This window comes from Scandinavium sp. UTDF21-P1B (assembly GCF_040750395.1).
Classification (GTDB): Bacteria; Pseudomonadota; Gammaproteobacteria; order Enterobacterales; family Enterobacteriaceae; genus Scandinavium.
Genome location: NZ_JBFLVD010000001.1, coordinates 16,668 through 31,205, shown reverse-complemented (window position 1 = coordinate 31,205; position 14,538 = coordinate 16,668). Strand labels below are relative to the sequence as shown.

The window sequence follows — 14,538 nt, the reverse complement described above, 5'->3', positions numbered from 1 at the left end:
GGCTTACTTCTCCTGCCCCTGGCGCAGTACCGGCACCACGGGGGTTTTCAGATCTCGGGGATGCTGATGTAAAGCGGCCATCCCGTCCTCATTCTTAAGCGGCGCAGCGGCCTGGGGCGAAAGCTGGCTGACAATCATCTGCGCAATGCCGGTGCTGCGCTGGGATGCCAGCTGGCCCGCGAGTTTGTCATCGTAAAAATCACGCATCATGCGCTGCTGCTTGCTGTTAAACGGGTTGTCTTCCCCGATAACATCCGATGCCTTACGCATCTCTTTGAGCATCGAACGCAGAAACAGGGCCTCAAACTGCTCGGAGGCCTGTTCAAGGTTCTGTGGCTTCACCTGCCCGGTTATGTCGCCGGGCAGCACCTGGGTCTGGCGGTTAATGGCATCAATCATTGTCAGTCCTTAAATCACGACCAGTTCGGCATCCAGCGCACCGGCTTCATGCAGCGCCTGCAAAATCGCCATGGTGTCATCAGGTGCAGCGCCAAGGCTGTTGATAGTGTTCACAATGCTGCGCAGGCTGGTACCCGCCGGGATAGTGACCATTTGCCCACTGCCGCGGTTAACATCCACGTCGCTGTCAGGCGTGACCACCGTGCGGCCCTGGCTGAAGGCGCCTGGCTGGCTGACGTTCGAGGATTCACGAATGGTCACGGTCAGGTTGCCGTGGGATACCGCAGCCGCACGCACCACGACGCCATCGCCGATCACCACGGTACCGGTACGGGCGTTGAACACCACACGTGGCGGCTGCTTGCCTGCGTTAATCTGCACATCTTCCAGCGTCGACATAAACGCAACACGTTCCCCCGCGCTCATCGGCGCTCGCACCGCCACGTTGGTCGCACTCTGGGCCGTTGCCGTGCCGCTACCGAACGCATTGTTCAGCGCCACCGCCACGCTGTTGGCGGTTTTGAAGCTCGGGCGTTTGAGGTTCAGCATCACCATCGGCTCCTGCTGGAAGTCGGTGACCACCTCGCGCTCGACGGAGCCGCCATTCGGCACGCGTCCGACAGTTGGCGTGTTGATCGTAATGCTCGATCCGCTGTTGCCTTCGGCCTTCACGCCGCCGACCACCACGTTGCCCTGCGCCAGGGCATAGACTTCGCCGTCGGCCCCGCGCAGCTGCGTCATCAGTAACGTGCCGCCGCGCAGGCTTTTGGCGTCACCAATGGACGAGACGGTGACGTCAATAGACTGCCCACGCGCGTAGCCTGGCGGCAACGTTGCGCTGATGGCTACCGCCGCCACGTTCTTCACCTTCGGGTCGATTTTGGTCGGCAGCTGCACGCCGAACTGGCGCAGCATGTTGGTTACCGACTGGCTGGTGAATTTGACCTGGTTTTTATCCCCTGTACCGTCCAGCCCCACCACCAGGCTGTAGCCCACCAGCTGGTTGCCGCGAACGCCCTGGATGTCCACCACGTCGCCGAGGCGCTGAGCCCCGGCCCCGGCGCTGCAAACGAGCAGCATCAGGAGTATTAATTTACGCATCATGGCCTCCATTAAATCGGGAACAGCGGATGGTTAAAGAAGCGGGTCAGCCAGCCTGCGGAGTTGGCATCGCTCAGCGCGCCGCGTCCCGCGTAGGAGATACGGGCGTTGGCGATGCGCTGCGAAGAGATGGAGTTATCGCGCTCAACGTCTTCGGCACGCACCAGCCCCGTCACCCGCATATATTCATCACCCTGATTGAGGGTGAGCCATTTCTCCCCGCGGATCGCCAGCACGCCATTCGGCAATACTTTGAATACCGCGACGGTAATGGAACCACGCAGGCTGTTTTGCTGCTGTGAAGTGGCGTTGCCGTTGAAGTTACGGTTGCCGTCTATCGAGCCGGAGAGCTTATCGACCGAATGGCCGAAGGCTTCAGGCACGCCGATGGAGACGTCGTTCTTCTTGCCGAAGTTGGTTCGCGCCTGCTTGCTGGCCTGGGTGGACTCGTCGAGCTTTACGGTCAGGATATCGCCGACGCGATACGCCCGGCGGTCCTGCATCAGCGACCAGTTGTAGCCGGGGTTGTATAAGCCACCGCCGCTCACCTGAGTAGGCGGCATAACGATATCGTCCGGCGGCGCGTAGGCCGCATCGTCCTTTTTCACCAGCAAGGCCGGGCTTTCACACCCTGCCAGACACAGCGCCAGTAAGCTGATAACTACCTGCTTTTTCATCTCTCTTTCACTTTATTTCACTCGTCGCTACATCGACTGCGTGACAAACTTCAACATGTCGTCGGCGGCGGAAACCATTTTGGCGTTCATCTCGTACGCACGCTGGACGGTGATCATGTCCACCATCTCTTCCACCACCTGGACGTTTGATCCTTCCAGTGAGCCCTGCTCAAGCTGACCGAACGCTTCTTCTCCCGGCACGCCTTCCACCGCTTCGCCGCTGGCGGCGGTTTCGCGATAGAGATTGCCGCCCATCGCTTCCAGCCCGGCCGGATTGACAAAGTTCACCAGCGTCAGCTGGCCGAGCTCCACCGGATCGGTTTCCCCGGCAACGGTCGCGGTGATCGTGCCGTCTTTCGCAATCTGCAGATCCTTGGTGTTGGCGGGCAGCTCAATCTGCGGCACCAGCGGCAGGCCCTGGGCGTTGGTCAGCACGCCGTCCGGGTTCTTCTGGAAGTTGCCGGCGCGGGTGTAGGCGATATCGCCGTCCGGCGTCTCAACCTGGAAGAAGCCCTGACCGGTGATAGCGACATCAAGGTTCTGCCCGGTGTTCTGAATATTGCCGACGGAAAACTCTTTCTGCGTGCCGACAATCTTCACCCCGGTGCCGTACTGGATACCGGTTGGCGCGACGTTGTTCTGATCGAGCTGGCCACCCGGCGTACGCTGATTCTGATAGAACAGATCGGCAAACATCGCCCGATCGCGCTTAAAGCCGGTGGTGTTGACGTTGGCCAGGTTGTTGGAGATCGCGGTCATTTTGGCGTCCTGCGCCGCCAGACCGGTTTTACTGATCCATAATGCTGGATTCATACTGTGCTCTCTCTAAGTCAGGTGCCGCGAATCAGGCGGTTGCCGGCATTTGCCAGATCTTCCGCCGCCTTCATCATTTTGATTTGCGCTTCGAACTGGCGATTGAGCGCAATGCTCGACACCATTTCGTTGATGGCCGAGACGTTCGCCATTTCGAGGTGGCCCGAGGCCAGCGTCACGTCTTCGTCGCGCGGGTTAACCGTGGCGTTGGTCACCAGCAGCCCGTCGGCGTTTTTGCTGAGCTGCGCAGTCGGGATGTTCACCAGCTTGATGCGATCCACATCTACCGGTGCGGCAATATCGCCGTCCTCCGGTACGATAGTGATGATCCCGTCATTGCCAATGCTCACCGATGAGAACGGCGGCAGCACGATCGGGCCGTTATCCCCTTCCACCGGCAATCCGCCGATAGACAGATCACCATCGGGGCTGACGTCAATCTGCCCGTTGCGGGTATAAACTTCACGGTTGCCACTGGCCAGCGCGATCAGGCCGTTGCCCTTGATGGCGACGTCCAGGTTACGCCCGGTTTCCCGCACCGCGCCCGGCGTCATATCGACACCGCCGGGCACCGGTTCGACCAGATAGCGCGAGTCGTAGCCTTCACCGCTCACCTGCTGCGAAATGGCGTTATCCAGATCGCTGCGAAAGCCCTGAGTATTGACGTTCGCCAGGTTGTTCGAGTGGATCTGCTGCTGCGACAGACTGCGTGATGCGCCACTGACGGCAGTAAAAATCAAACGATCCATTACACCGCCTGGAAGAGTGCGTTCATCATGTTGTCGTTGGTACTGATGACCTTAGTGTTGGCCTGATAGTTACGCTGTGCGCTCATCAGTCCCACCAGTTCGGAGGTCAAGTCCACGTTGGACTGTTCCAGCGCCCCGGCTTTGATGGAGCCCAGCAGACCAGAACCCGGCGCCCCCGTCAGCGGCGCACCAGAGTTAGCGGTCTGCGCCCAGGTAGTACCGTCCTGCGAGGCCAGGCCGTTCGGGTTGGCGAAGTTGGCGAGGATCAGTTGACCCTGCAGCAGGCGCTCGCCGTTAGAGAAGGTGGCGTAAACGCTGCCGTCTTCGTCAATTGCCTGACCGGTACGCTCACCGGAGGCATAGCCGCTGCTTTTGTTCTTGCTGACGGAGAAGTCAGAGCCGTACTGGGTGGTGCCTGTGTAGCTCAGATCGATGGAGAGATCTTCCGCACCCGGAACTGCGGCACTCAGGGTCGTGATGCCGGTCGGGCTTTTCAGCACGCCCTGTTCGGTGAACTCAATCGCCTGGCTGCTGTTCGGGATTTCGGTGTCGTCCATGTAGTAGTGCACTTCCCAGCTGTTATCGCCGGTTTTAACGAAGTACTGGTTCACCGTGTGTTCGCGACCGAGCGAGTCATACACCTGAGTAGTGTAGGTGTCGTTAAAGCTGGTGCTGTCTTTCGGGTCGAACGGCGTGGTAGCCGGGACTTCTGCATTGGCGTTGAGGTTGGCGGTGAAGTCGAGGGAATCGGTCGCCTTCGCCGGAATGGAGCCACTGCTGATGGTCAGGTTGCTTACTGAGCCCACCTGCAGCTTGCCGTTCGCATCGACCGGATAACCCTGCATGTACATGCCAAGGTTGTTAATCAGGTTGCCGCTGGCGTCGGTGCCGAAATAGCCCGCGCGGGTATAGGCGGTGGTGCCGTCGCCACCGCGCACGACAAAGAATCCGTTGCCATTGATCGCCAGATCGAGGCCATTAGCCGATGAGGAAATCGTACCGCCTTTGGTGATGCTTTCGGTTACGCCGGTCACGCCGACGCCCAGCGCCTGAGTGCCCGCATAAAGGGAAGCAAATTCTGCACGGCCCGACTTATAGCCTACGGTGCCGGAGTTGGCGATGTTGTTCGAGATAGCATTCAGCTGTTCGGTGATGGCGTTAAGGCCGGAGGTTGCAATACTAAAGCTCATAAAAAAGTCCTGTTAACGAATCCGTGTCCGGCTCAGCTACGCTTCTGTGCCGAATCGCCAAACTGAGTGATGTTGTTGTAAGCCACTTCGCCAATACCGGCGATGTTGAGCTGCGTCGGGCTGCCGTCGAGCGGGATGCGCACGTTGGTTACGGTGCCACCAATCTCAACGGGAACCGCGTCCTCACCGGTGTCCGTCACCACGCTCAGGGTGTATTTACCTTCCGCAAGCCCCATCTCTTTCGGATCAATGGTGAAGTCCACCTGCCCGGCGTCCTGGTTCGCCAGCTCAATTTTGTGCTCGGTTCCGCTGGAATCTTTGACGATCACCGTCACCGTACTCGCCGGGTGCTCCAGGGTCAGACGACCTTCAATCGCGGTTTCGCCGTCGCTGTTGATACTGTCGGTCTGTACCATCACGTGCTGCCCCACCAGGTTACCGGTGGTCAGGGTTTGCAGGTTGTCCATCAGCACCGAGCTGTTGGCCATCAGCTGCGACATGGTTTCCATCGACTGCACCTGAGTCAGCTGCGCCAGCTGGCTCACGTACTCGGTACCGTCGGTCGGATTGAGCGGATCCTGGTTCTGGATCTGCGCCACCAACAGCTGCATAAACAGGTTGTTCATCCCGGCAGCTGAACCATTAGGGGCAATGTTGTTACCGGATGAAGGGTCTTGCTGGCTGCTGCCAGTTGTTCCATCAACATTCATGCTTACACTTCTCCAAGACGCAGCAGGCTCTGCTGCATACTTTTCACACTGTTAAGAACATCCACGTTGGTCTCGAAACTGCGCGACGCGGACATCATGTCGGCCATCTCTTCCACCACGTTGACGTCCGGGTAATAGACATAGCCGTCGGTGTTCGCCATCGGGTTATGCGGCTCATAACGCTGCACCGCATTGCCGCTCTCCACCACGTCCATCACCTGCACGCGGGCACCGGTCATCGCGCGGTTGTTCATCAGCTCGTCATTGCCATACACCGCCGCAAATACCGGACGACGTGCTTTGTAGACGCCGTCCTCGCTGGCCGCGGCGGTTTCGGCATTGGCCAGGTTGCTGGCGATGGTGTTCAGACGCACGGTTTGTGCGGTCATCGCCGACCCGGAAACGCGATAAATATCGGTAAAAGCCATATTCCGTTGTTACCTGAATGGGTTTACTTACCTTCAATGGCCTGCTTGAGGCCAGTGAACTTCATGTTCAAAAACGCGAGGCTCATCTGGTAGTCCTGCGTGTTTTTGGAGAATTCAGCCTGCTCCACGTTCAGGGCAACGGTGTTGCCGTCTGAAGAGGGCTGATAAGGCACGCGATACATCATTTGCGGCGCTGATGATGTTGAAAAACTCGACTGTGAGCGTTGCATCTCAGCGGCAAAATCAATATCTTTAGCCTGGAAATTGGGGGTATCGACGTTAGCCAGGTTGGCTGAAAGCAGCTCTGCTCGGGAAAGTCGAAGTGCTACAGCCTGCGGATGTACGCCCAATGCCTTGTCAAAAGTGATACTCACAATATGTTTCCTCTGATGCCAGAAACTGGCGGTCAATATGCTATGCCAACACTTACTCATAGCAATTATCGTGCCAGGTTTCTAATATCATGATTTATAGTATTTTTGTTGATTTACTCCGCAACGGGATGAAGGGGTTTTTCCGCCTTTCCGGTTTCGCCTTCCTCCTGCTGTCGCTCGGCGCTTTTGCTGCCCCTGTACAGGCCCAAAATGCCCGTAAGCAGATCTACGTCGCCGTACAGCTCTATGCCTCCGATGTGATTCGCAATGAGGCCAAACGCCGCCACTGGCCTGACTATCAGGCAAAAATGAACCTGTTTATTCCGGCCGAAGCCGCGCAGTTGCCTACCTGCGGCAAAAGTCTTTCCGTCTCCTTTCCGGGCGGTGACAGAGTAGAGCTCTCCCGCATTCGCCTTGACGTGCGCTGTGATGAGGGCCAGGGCTGGGATATGGCGGTTACCGTCAAGCCGGACATTTATCTGCCGATCGTGGTCGCCCGCCAGGGACTGGAGCGTGGGCATGTGATCGCTCCCGACGACATCTCCATCAAAAAGCTCAACATCAGCAATACCCGCGGCAACTACGTCACCCAGCCTGATGAAGTGATGGGCTTAACCGTGAAGCGCCGCGTGCGTGAACTGCAGCCTATAGCCATGAATCAGCTTGACTCACCGGTGCTGGTAGAGCGCGGTCAGCGGGTGATGATGATTGCCGAGCAGGGCGGCGTGCAGGCCCAGACCGTCGGTGAGGCGATGAAAAAGGGGCGCAAAGGGGAAATGATTAAGGTGAAAAATGAGAGCAGCGAGCGAATTGTCAGCGCCATTGTGACCGACAGCGGCGTGGTGCGGATGGTGTATGCATCAGGCCAATAAAAATACGCGAACCGGTTTAAGTCTGCTGCCTGTGCGGTCGCTTTGACTTGATGACGGGATAAGGAAACCCTTTTTCCGCAAGGAAGTCTTCACCCGCATCCGCATCCAGAATGAAAAAGAGAGAAAGCGATGAAAGTGACCGCCACACAGTACAACCTTAATGCCGCGATCAATAAAGCCTCCAGCACGGAGCAGACCCGCACCGTGGCGCAGGAAGGCCAGACTATCACACGCAGCGCTGCCGTCGATCCGGTTCTGGGCGATGCGCAGTCACAGCTGGCTGCTCTGCCTGACGTCGACATGGCTCGCGTTGCCGAAATGAAAGACGCCATCAGCAGCGGCAAAATCGCCATTAATCTCGATTCGCTGACCGATGCGATGCAGAAGTATTTTCAGAGGTAAGACATGAGTAACGAAGCCCTGCGGGTGAAATCCGTCATTCAGGGACTGGCGGTCGATCGCCAGCGCTATCAGGCGCTGAACGCGCTGCTCGCCGAGCAGCGCCAGCATATCATCGCCCGCGATGCAGCCGCCCTGGACGCGGTCAACGCGCAGATCATGGCGCTGTACCATCAGCTCACCCACAACAGCCAGCAGCGCTATCAGCTGCTTGATGAGCTCGGCATCCAGGCCAGCAGTTTGGGCATGCAGTCGCTGATCGCCCGCCTGCCCGGCGAACATAAGCCGAAGGTCGGTGCCCTCTGGCGCGATCTCCAGCAGCAGGCCGCCACCTGCCAGGCCAGCAACGACGCCAACGGCGCGTTAATGCACATGCAGCAGGACATTCTGGTCAATCTGCTGAACATCGGCGAGCCGGAAAACTGGCTGTACCAGCAGGCGTAAGGCAGACACTGGGCCTGTTTTTGACAGGCCTGTGCTCGTTAATTGTGTAGCAAAAAAGCCAGTGCCGTTTTCCTGTCAATTTGACCATCGCCAAAAAATTCCACGCCACTGAATAAATAGCTGTGGATATACTTTTTCAGTCGTTCTGCATCAAATTGCTTATAGTAGCTGCGTCCAAGCACCGACAAAGGCTTGCCATAAAGCATCGCTTCCAGACCAACGGTTGAGTTAATCGTTACCACCGCCTGAGCCCGTTGTAGTAGCGCCGTGGTGGGTTCCATCGTTATTCTAAACCCGTAAATTTTCTTTAACTGTAGAATTTTATTCAGTTCGTCTACTGATACTTCGGCGGGGTGGATTTTAACGACTGCCAGCAGATTGCACTGCGCAGCCATCTCCACCGCATACTGAATCGCATCAGCGTTTCTATAATCGGAATGCAGCCACAGTTGGGCATCATTAGAAACCTGTAATGGTAAAAACAGATAAGGCAGCTCTTCTTTTAGCACCTGATCCTGCGATAGTTCTTCGATTTTCGCCCCTAATATATTCCCTTTTGCCTGCGGAGGAGGAAGGGCTTTTTCAGCCTGGTAAACCGTCATCCAGGCCTGGTGTACTTCATCATCGACGGCAGGATAAGCATCCAGAATCGAGGGGTCATGGGCAAGCCGTGAGTGGGCATTCGTTCCTGCCGGGTCAACAAAAATTTTATTCGGCAGATTTGAAAGCTCCACGAACTGCGTCGGGATCTGGCTGATATCGCAAATAAGGCTGGCGGCCTTTGCCCCAATTCCACACCCACTGCACATGATCATTTTATCGTCACCGCCGGCCGCCAACTCCCTGCTGAAAAAAAGAAAATAGGAGACCATAACCTGCCAGCAGGCATCGTAGCTATTGCCACCAATCACATATTCAAAACATGATGTGATCGCCCGATCCAGTCTGTCAGCCAGCATCGGCTTCGAGGCGCTGAAGGTGGTACGATTGGGAACCCCAGTCATGACTGGCAGCACAACGTTCCTGCACTGAGGTTGCCTGGCCTTCAGAAAGCGGCTGGTATCCAGATCCCGTGAATAAAAAACAATCTCTTTTTTTTCTTTTTCAGAAAGCGCATTAACAATACGCGAAAAAAAATTGGCGTAATAAATACCTTCGACAAGAAAAGCTATCATGCAAAAAGTCCGTATAAATCTGAGAAAAGAATCCACCTGCACAGCAGGTAGCTTTGACACGGCCTCCTGAAAGGGGGCAAAAACATTTATTCACCCTTCCTTAAATTGTTCCTGTCCGTATTACCAGGCAAAAACATCACAGCCTCTCTGAAGCATCCAGGCGTAAGGAGAAACATTTCCGCATAGATTTTCTTCGGGCTATTGCCCAACGGGAACAATCACCACCTCCCCAAGAGGTGGTTTAGGAATGACAATAAAAATACCGCCTGAAGGCGGTATTTTTAGATGGAGTGAATTTACAGCAGCGACAGCCCGCACAGCAGGCTGTAATCGGACGTGGTGTCCTGCTCCGCCGTCACCGGATGCTGCATTTCCCAGGCGCTAAGCGCGCTTATCAGCACCAGCGCAGTTTCCGTCGACAGAACGCCTTCGTTATTCACGCCCACGGCACACAGCATGCGGATGCGGAAGAAAGCGGTGGCAAGCGCCAGATACGCTTCGCCATAGTTGCCGCACGCCACGCCCGGGAACACGTCGTGGTAGAGCTTATAGATCAGGTAATTACGCATGATCTGTGGCTGCTCCATAAACAGCGTAACCTGCTGTTCAGCAAGCGTCAGCTCATTCAGGCGCTCTTCCAGACGCGATGCAGGCATAATCGCCAGCTCGCTGAGCTTCAGCATCACGCCCATTTTCTCGACCATTGGCAAATTCAGGTTAAGGCGCATCTGCCCCATATCCTTGAGCGCCTTCAGACAGTTAGGCTGGATAGGTGGCAGCTCGCTAAACTGCTGCTCCAGTGCGCCCTGCTCCGCAAGCATCGCCAGCTGTTCGCCCATGGACTGCAGCAGCGCCGGATCGGTTTCGCCCTTGTCGTGGTACTGCTGTGCTTTGCTGAGCAGTACGCCGATGGCGTAAAGGCTCACTTCCAGGCGCATCGCAGGGTGCACCGCCAGGTTGATGCACTGCTGGTTGAGCATTTCATTCCACGGTGACAGGACCTGTTCGCCCTGAGGCTCCGCACGCGAAACGTGCAGCGTAAAAGCTTCCGGATCGAGGAGGATGGCTTTGGCTGCGGATTCGCAGGCCATATACAGGCTTTCGCGCTGCTGGTTTTTCAGCGCGATGCTGACGTGCGGCCAGCCTTCCGGTGCCTTCTGGCAGGCCGGGCAGGTACAGGCGTCGGCGTTAAAACGGACGACGTAGTCGGGTTGGTAATGGTCAATCATTTCCATAAGTTTCTCTCCGGGCGTTTACGCATCCGTGGGTAAAAGGGGTTTGCGGAAAAACCAGTGGGTACAATCGAGGGATTTTCCGCTCTGGGGATCCCGGGCGTGTTGCAGGAAAGCAAAGCTCGGGCTGAAGCCCAGCCATAAATGGCCAAGGGGCATCAGCACCGTCCACACCCGATCAAGGGAAACGTTCTGTTCCAGGCCCTGGCGGTAGGCGTCCATCAGGGTGTCGTAATAGTTGGCGTTCACGGCATAGGCGCAGCCGCAGCCTGCGTTAAAGATGCGCGCCACGCCTTTCAGCGACTGCGTCAGCGCAAACTGTTCATGGCGTGCACCGAGCAGTAACACCTGCCAGTCAATCTGCCCCAGGCCATTGAGCAGCCTGTTCACCTGATTGACGGTGTTCTCTTTTTTGACAAACTGCACGTCGGCATCGAGCAGCAGCACATTGGCGAAGCCCTGTGCTTTGGCTTCATCCAGTACCTCGCAGTGGGTCAGTAGCTCCGTCTGCTCCGGCGTATCGCCTTTTACCGACAGCACCGGCATCAGCTGATTCGCGGCAACGCCAAACGCCAGGAGCGCCTGAGCGCGTTCGGCAAGCGTCGCTTCATCAGCGGCAATCAGCGCGATTTTGTCGAACGCCTGCCAGGCCACCTGCGTGTTCAGCGGCGCGTGGCTTAAGCGGCGATAGTGCGCCAGCAGGTTGTCGTCGGTAACGAAATCTTCCAGCCGCAAATCCACCGGAATGGAGCTGCCCATAATGAAGTCTTTGTCGTAGGTGTTGCTGCTGTGCGAAATGCAGAGGATCGCTTTTTTCGGATCGACCTGAAGTACCGGCGTCGAGAACTGCTTGAGAAAGGCGCCTTCCTCGCCCAGCGTCGCCTCGTCTTCGTAGCGATGCTTATTGAGCAGGTTACGATGCAGCCCGAAGGTGCCGTTCAGCGCATGGTTCGCCCCAAAGGGATGAGTGAGGTAGATTTTGTCCAAGTGACTGTACCAGACGTAAATCTGATCGCAGCCGGAGAAGCGCGCGTTGTGCAGCTGCATCTGGCTGACCTGATACGAAATCTTGTCCGGCGGGTAGTAGTCATCGTCGTCAAAACTAAGGATATATTCGCCCTTCGCCATCTCATTGAGCAAATTACGCTTTTTCCCCAGCGCCAGCCGTTCCTCACTGTGAACGTAGCGCACATTGCCCGCCTCACCCACCAGCATTGCCACCAGATCGGCGTTACTCTGCGCCGAGTCGTCGAGAATAATCAGCTCGCGCTTGTCTGCCGGGTAGTCCTGGTACTGCCAGATGTAGAGCAGATAGGGTAAAAACTCGCGGCGGTTCCAGGTCGGACAAACCACGCTGATAAACGGCGTCGGCAGCGTGCGGGAAGCCTGCTGGCGCTGCATCAGGGATGACATCAGCCCCTGCTGGCGTGACTGAAAGGTATTTTTTGGTGTGCTCATGGTGATTATCGTGCGCGTAAAATCTGCTGGCGCAGCCAGCACTGGGCGGAAACGGCATCGGTCATTTTTTGCTCGCGACGATCGCGGTCGCGCTGGCGTTCGGCGCGCTTGTCGTCGAGCACCATACCGAGACTTTTTTCCCGCTTCGCTTCGGTCAACAAATGCCCCTGAATCGTCCGGGCCTCAATATCGGCCAGCGCCTGCTCCTGCTTCTGCCAGTCAATGACCCGCTGAATGTTTCGCTTGTAGCTCGCCTGGTTAAACATCAGCGCAGCGCTGGTGTCCGTAGGCATCTCCATGCCGTTAGCAAGGTTGCTCAGCGCAGCGATATTCTTCTCAAAGCGCTGACACAGCTGCTTTTGCGAGGCCAGCTTCAGGCTCAGATCGTCAACCGCGCGGGTGCGCATCCGGTGCAGCTGTTCGAGGGTGGAGATCAGTTTGCTCATGGCGATTATCCTGCCTGTGCCAGGGCTTGCAGATCGGCGACGGTTCCGCCGAGCAGTGCGGCATCCTGCACTTCCTGTTGTAAAAACTGAGTAATGGCGGGTGCCAGCCGTACCGCTTTATCGGCCAGCGGATCGGCACCGGCCACGTAGCCACCAAGAGGGATCAGCGGCTTAATGCTCTGGTATTCGGCGTAAAGCTGCTTCAGGGTTCGGGCGGCGAGCTGATGCTCGCGGGCAGTCACCTGGCTCATGCAGCGGCTGATGGACTGCCCGATATCAATGGCCGGATAGTGCCCGGCCTCTGCCAGATGGCGGGAGAGCACGATATGGCCGTCGAGCACCGCACGGGCGCAGTCGACGATCGGATCCTGCTGATCGTCCCCTTCGGCCAGCACGGTATAAATGGCGGTCATCGATCCCTGGCTTTCGCTATTGCCCGCGCTTTCCACCAGGCGGGGGATCATGCTGAACGCCGACGGTGGATAGCCCTTAGTTGCCGGAGGCTCGCCCAAAGAGAGCGCAATTTCACGCTGGGCCATCGCATAACGGGTGAGAGAATCCACCAGCAGCAGAACGTCTTTGCCCTTGTCGCGGTAGTAGCTGGCGATGCTGTGGCACAGCTCCGTCGCCTTGATACGCATCAGCGGTGACTCGTCCGCCGGGGCCGCAACAATCACCGATTTCGCCTGCCCTTCCGCGCCCAGCGAGTTATCAATAAATTCTTTGACTTCACGACCGCGCTCGCCAATCAGGCCCACTACAACCACTTCGGCCTGGGTATAACGAGTGATCATGCCGAGCAGCACGCTTTTGCCGACGCCGCTGCCCGCCATCAGTCCGACGCGCTGGCCCTTGCCGATGGTCAGCAGGCCATTAATGGCACGCACGCCGACGTCGAGAGGGGCCTCAACGGGCTGGCGGCGCAGCGGATGCACCTGCGGCAGTTGGGTAGCCAAAGGCGTGTCACCGCCGAGACGGCCTTTATCGTCAATCGGCTCGCCAAGCCCGTTTACCACGCGCCCCAGCCAGCGGTCGCCAATCATCACGCTTTCGTTTTTCACGGCAGGGAAGACGCGCGCCCCGGCAATCAGCCCGGACGGGTGCTTGAAGGGCATCAGCATGGTCATTTCGCGATCGAACCCGACCACCTGGGCGTCCATCAGCGAGCCATCGGCGCTTTCCACCTGGCACATTTGCCCGACCGCCAGACGACAGCCGACGCATTCGAGCAGGATACCGTTAACGCGCACCAGCCGCCCGGCCACGCGGGCCAGATCAATCTGTTCGATTGAGCGCAGCGCCTGTTCGAAATCAAGCGAGCTCATGCTGTCCTTCCGGCAGCAGCGTCTCTTTCAGTACGCTGACGCACTGGTCGAGACGGTGCTGGCAGCCGATGTCCATTTCAGTGGACTCGGTTATCACACGACACTCGCCCGGGGCCAGCGCCGGGTCGGCCATTAGCCCCCACTGCTGCGCTTTCTCCGGTTCAGCTTCGCTTATGCGGCGGAACTCTTCGGCGTTAAGCTGTACGCGAACCTGTTCCGGCGGCTGTGGCAGGCTGCTCAACGCCTCTTCCACCAGCGTCAGCAGCTGGGTGGGATGAAGCGTTAATTCGCAGCGGATCACCTGGCGGGTCACTTTCTCCACCAGCTGAAGCAGCTCTTCACGGCGGCGCTGTTCGTAGCCGTCGAGATACTGACGTAGTTCGTCGGTGATGCGGTCGAAGGGTTCGGCGGCCTCAAGGAACTGCTGGCGGGCGAGCTGTTTACCTTCGCTCATGCCTTTGCGCATGCCGTCCTCAAAGCCCAGACGCGCGCCTTCCTGATAGCCATCCTCTTTGCCTTCTTCCATGCCCTGGGCGAACCCGCGATTGAGCCCTTCCTGGAAGCCTTCTTTCAGCTGCTGCTGCATCTGCGCCGAATCGAGGGTGTGCAGCGATTCATCCAGCGGCTGCGCATCGCCGGGTTGCCAGCGCTTGCGCAGCGGCGGGAACTTATGCAGGCGGGGTTTTACCACCGCCTGGCGGCGCGGCGTCAGCGCATCCAGCGGCAGACTGCGTTTCTTAAACATG

The 14,538-nt window shown here is 57.6% G+C and carries 18 protein-coding genes; 3 read left to right on the top strand and 15 right to left on the bottom strand.

The genetic code is table 11. The features are described from left to right. Positions 1–3: 3 nt before the first annotated feature. Genes AB1287_RS00190 through flgB form a run of 9 tightly spaced genes read right to left on the bottom strand, consistent with a single transcriptional unit; the run spans position 4 to position 6,441 of the window. Positions 4–399 carry a rod-binding protein gene (locus AB1287_RS00190; RefSeq protein ID WP_435616547.1) on the bottom strand — a complete coding sequence of 132 codons (396 nt, stop codon included), beginning with the start codon at positions 397–399 and terminating at the stop codon, positions 4–6. Between the two features lie 9 nt (positions 400–408). After that, the gene (locus AB1287_RS00185; protein WP_436799808.1) at positions 409–1,512 is read right to left on the bottom strand and encodes a flagellar basal body P-ring protein FlgI; all 1,104 of its coding nucleotides are present in this window, start codon (positions 1,510–1,512) and stop codon (positions 409–411) included. Further along, a complete protein-coding gene (gene flgH, locus AB1287_RS00180; protein ID WP_435616545.1) occupies positions 1,512–2,177 on the bottom strand; it encodes a flagellar basal body L-ring protein FlgH in 666 nt (221 codons plus the stop codon). The genes AB1287_RS00185 and flgH overlap by 1 nt, the downstream gene beginning before the upstream one ends. Before the next feature lie 27 nt (positions 2,178–2,204). Continuing rightward, on the bottom strand, positions 2,205–2,990 hold the full coding sequence (gene flgG, locus AB1287_RS00175) for a flagellar basal-body rod protein FlgG (protein ID WP_435616544.1): 786 nt from the start codon (positions 2,988–2,990) through the stop codon (positions 2,205–2,207). A 17-nt stretch (positions 2,991–3,007) separates the two neighbouring features. Further along, positions 3,008–3,739: a flagellar basal body rod protein FlgF gene (flgF, locus tag AB1287_RS00170; RefSeq protein WP_435616543.1), complete on the bottom strand. Its 732-nt coding sequence runs from the start codon at positions 3,737–3,739 to the stop codon at positions 3,008–3,010. Beyond that, on the bottom strand, positions 3,739–4,929 hold the full coding sequence (gene flgE, locus AB1287_RS00165) for a flagellar hook protein FlgE (protein WP_435616542.1): 1,191 nt from the start codon (positions 4,927–4,929) through the stop codon (positions 3,739–3,741). Before flgE ends, flgF begins: the two co-directional genes overlap by 1 nt. A 32-nt stretch (positions 4,930–4,961) precedes the next feature. After that, a complete protein-coding gene (gene flgD, locus AB1287_RS00160; RefSeq protein WP_435616541.1) occupies positions 4,962–5,639 on the bottom strand; it encodes a flagellar hook assembly protein FlgD in 678 nt (225 codons plus the stop codon). Positions 5,640–5,641: 2 nt separating this feature from the next. After that, positions 5,642–6,067 carry a flagellar basal body rod protein FlgC gene (gene flgC, locus AB1287_RS00155; RefSeq protein ID WP_435616540.1) on the bottom strand — a complete coding sequence of 142 codons (426 nt, stop codon included), beginning with the start codon at positions 6,065–6,067 and terminating at the stop codon, positions 5,642–5,644. A gap of 23 nt (positions 6,068–6,090) precedes the next feature. Next, positions 6,091–6,441: a flagellar basal body rod protein FlgB gene (gene flgB / locus AB1287_RS00150; RefSeq protein WP_435616539.1), complete on the bottom strand. Its 351-nt coding sequence runs from the start codon at positions 6,439–6,441 to the stop codon at positions 6,091–6,093. Between the two features lie 89 nt (positions 6,442–6,530). On the opposite strand from flgB, the gene flgA reads away from it, so the two are divergent. The 3 genes from flgA to AB1287_RS00135 all read left to right on the top strand — a co-directional run bounded on the left by flgA (position 6,531) and on the right by AB1287_RS00135 (position 8,156). Further along, complete coding sequence (gene flgA, locus AB1287_RS00145; protein WP_435616538.1) at positions 6,531–7,313, top strand: flagellar basal body P-ring formation chaperone FlgA; 783 nt, start codon at positions 6,531–6,533, stop codon at positions 7,311–7,313. A gap of 129 nt (positions 7,314–7,442) precedes the next feature. Continuing rightward, complete coding sequence (gene flgM, locus AB1287_RS00140; RefSeq protein ID WP_435616537.1) at positions 7,443–7,715, top strand: flagellar biosynthesis anti-sigma factor FlgM; 273 nt, start codon at positions 7,443–7,445, stop codon at positions 7,713–7,715. Positions 7,716–7,718: 3 nt separating this feature from the next. Continuing rightward, entirely contained in the window at positions 7,719–8,156 is a 438-nt protein-coding gene (locus AB1287_RS00135) for a flagellar protein FlgN (RefSeq protein ID WP_435616536.1), read from the top strand. 38 nt (positions 8,157–8,194) lie between these two features. On the opposite strand, the gene AB1287_RS00130 is transcribed toward AB1287_RS00135, so the two are convergent. From AB1287_RS00130 to fliH, 6 genes are all read right to left on the bottom strand, one after another. After that, complete coding sequence (locus AB1287_RS00130) at positions 8,195–9,331, bottom strand: capsular polysaccharide export protein, LipB/KpsS family (protein ID WP_435616535.1); 1,137 nt, start codon at positions 9,329–9,331, stop codon at positions 8,195–8,197. Positions 9,332–9,627: 296 nt separating this feature from the next. Further along, positions 9,628–10,566, bottom strand: a complete 939-nt coding sequence (locus tag AB1287_RS00125; protein ID WP_435616534.1) for a hypothetical protein — start codon at positions 10,564–10,566, stop codon at positions 9,628–9,630. 18 nt (positions 10,567–10,584) lie between these two features. After that, on the bottom strand, positions 10,585–12,021 hold the full coding sequence (locus AB1287_RS00120) for a glycosyltransferase family 2 protein (protein WP_435616533.1): 1,437 nt from the start codon (positions 12,019–12,021) through the stop codon (positions 10,585–10,587). 5 nt (positions 12,022–12,026) lie between these two features. Beyond that, the gene (gene fliJ, locus AB1287_RS00115; RefSeq protein ID WP_435616532.1) at positions 12,027–12,467 is read right to left on the bottom strand and encodes a flagellar export protein FliJ; all 441 of its coding nucleotides are present in this window, start codon (positions 12,465–12,467) and stop codon (positions 12,027–12,029) included. Positions 12,468–12,472: 5 nt separating this feature from the next. Then, positions 12,473–13,792, bottom strand: a complete 1,320-nt coding sequence (gene fliI, locus AB1287_RS00110) for a flagellar protein export ATPase FliI (protein WP_435616531.1) — start codon at positions 13,790–13,792, stop codon at positions 12,473–12,475. Next, complete coding sequence (gene fliH / locus AB1287_RS00105) at positions 13,779–14,537, bottom strand: flagellar assembly protein FliH (RefSeq protein ID WP_435616530.1); 759 nt, start codon at positions 14,535–14,537, stop codon at positions 13,779–13,781. The genes fliI and fliH overlap by 14 nt, the downstream gene beginning before the upstream one ends. Between the last annotated feature and the right edge of the window lies 1 nt (position 14,538).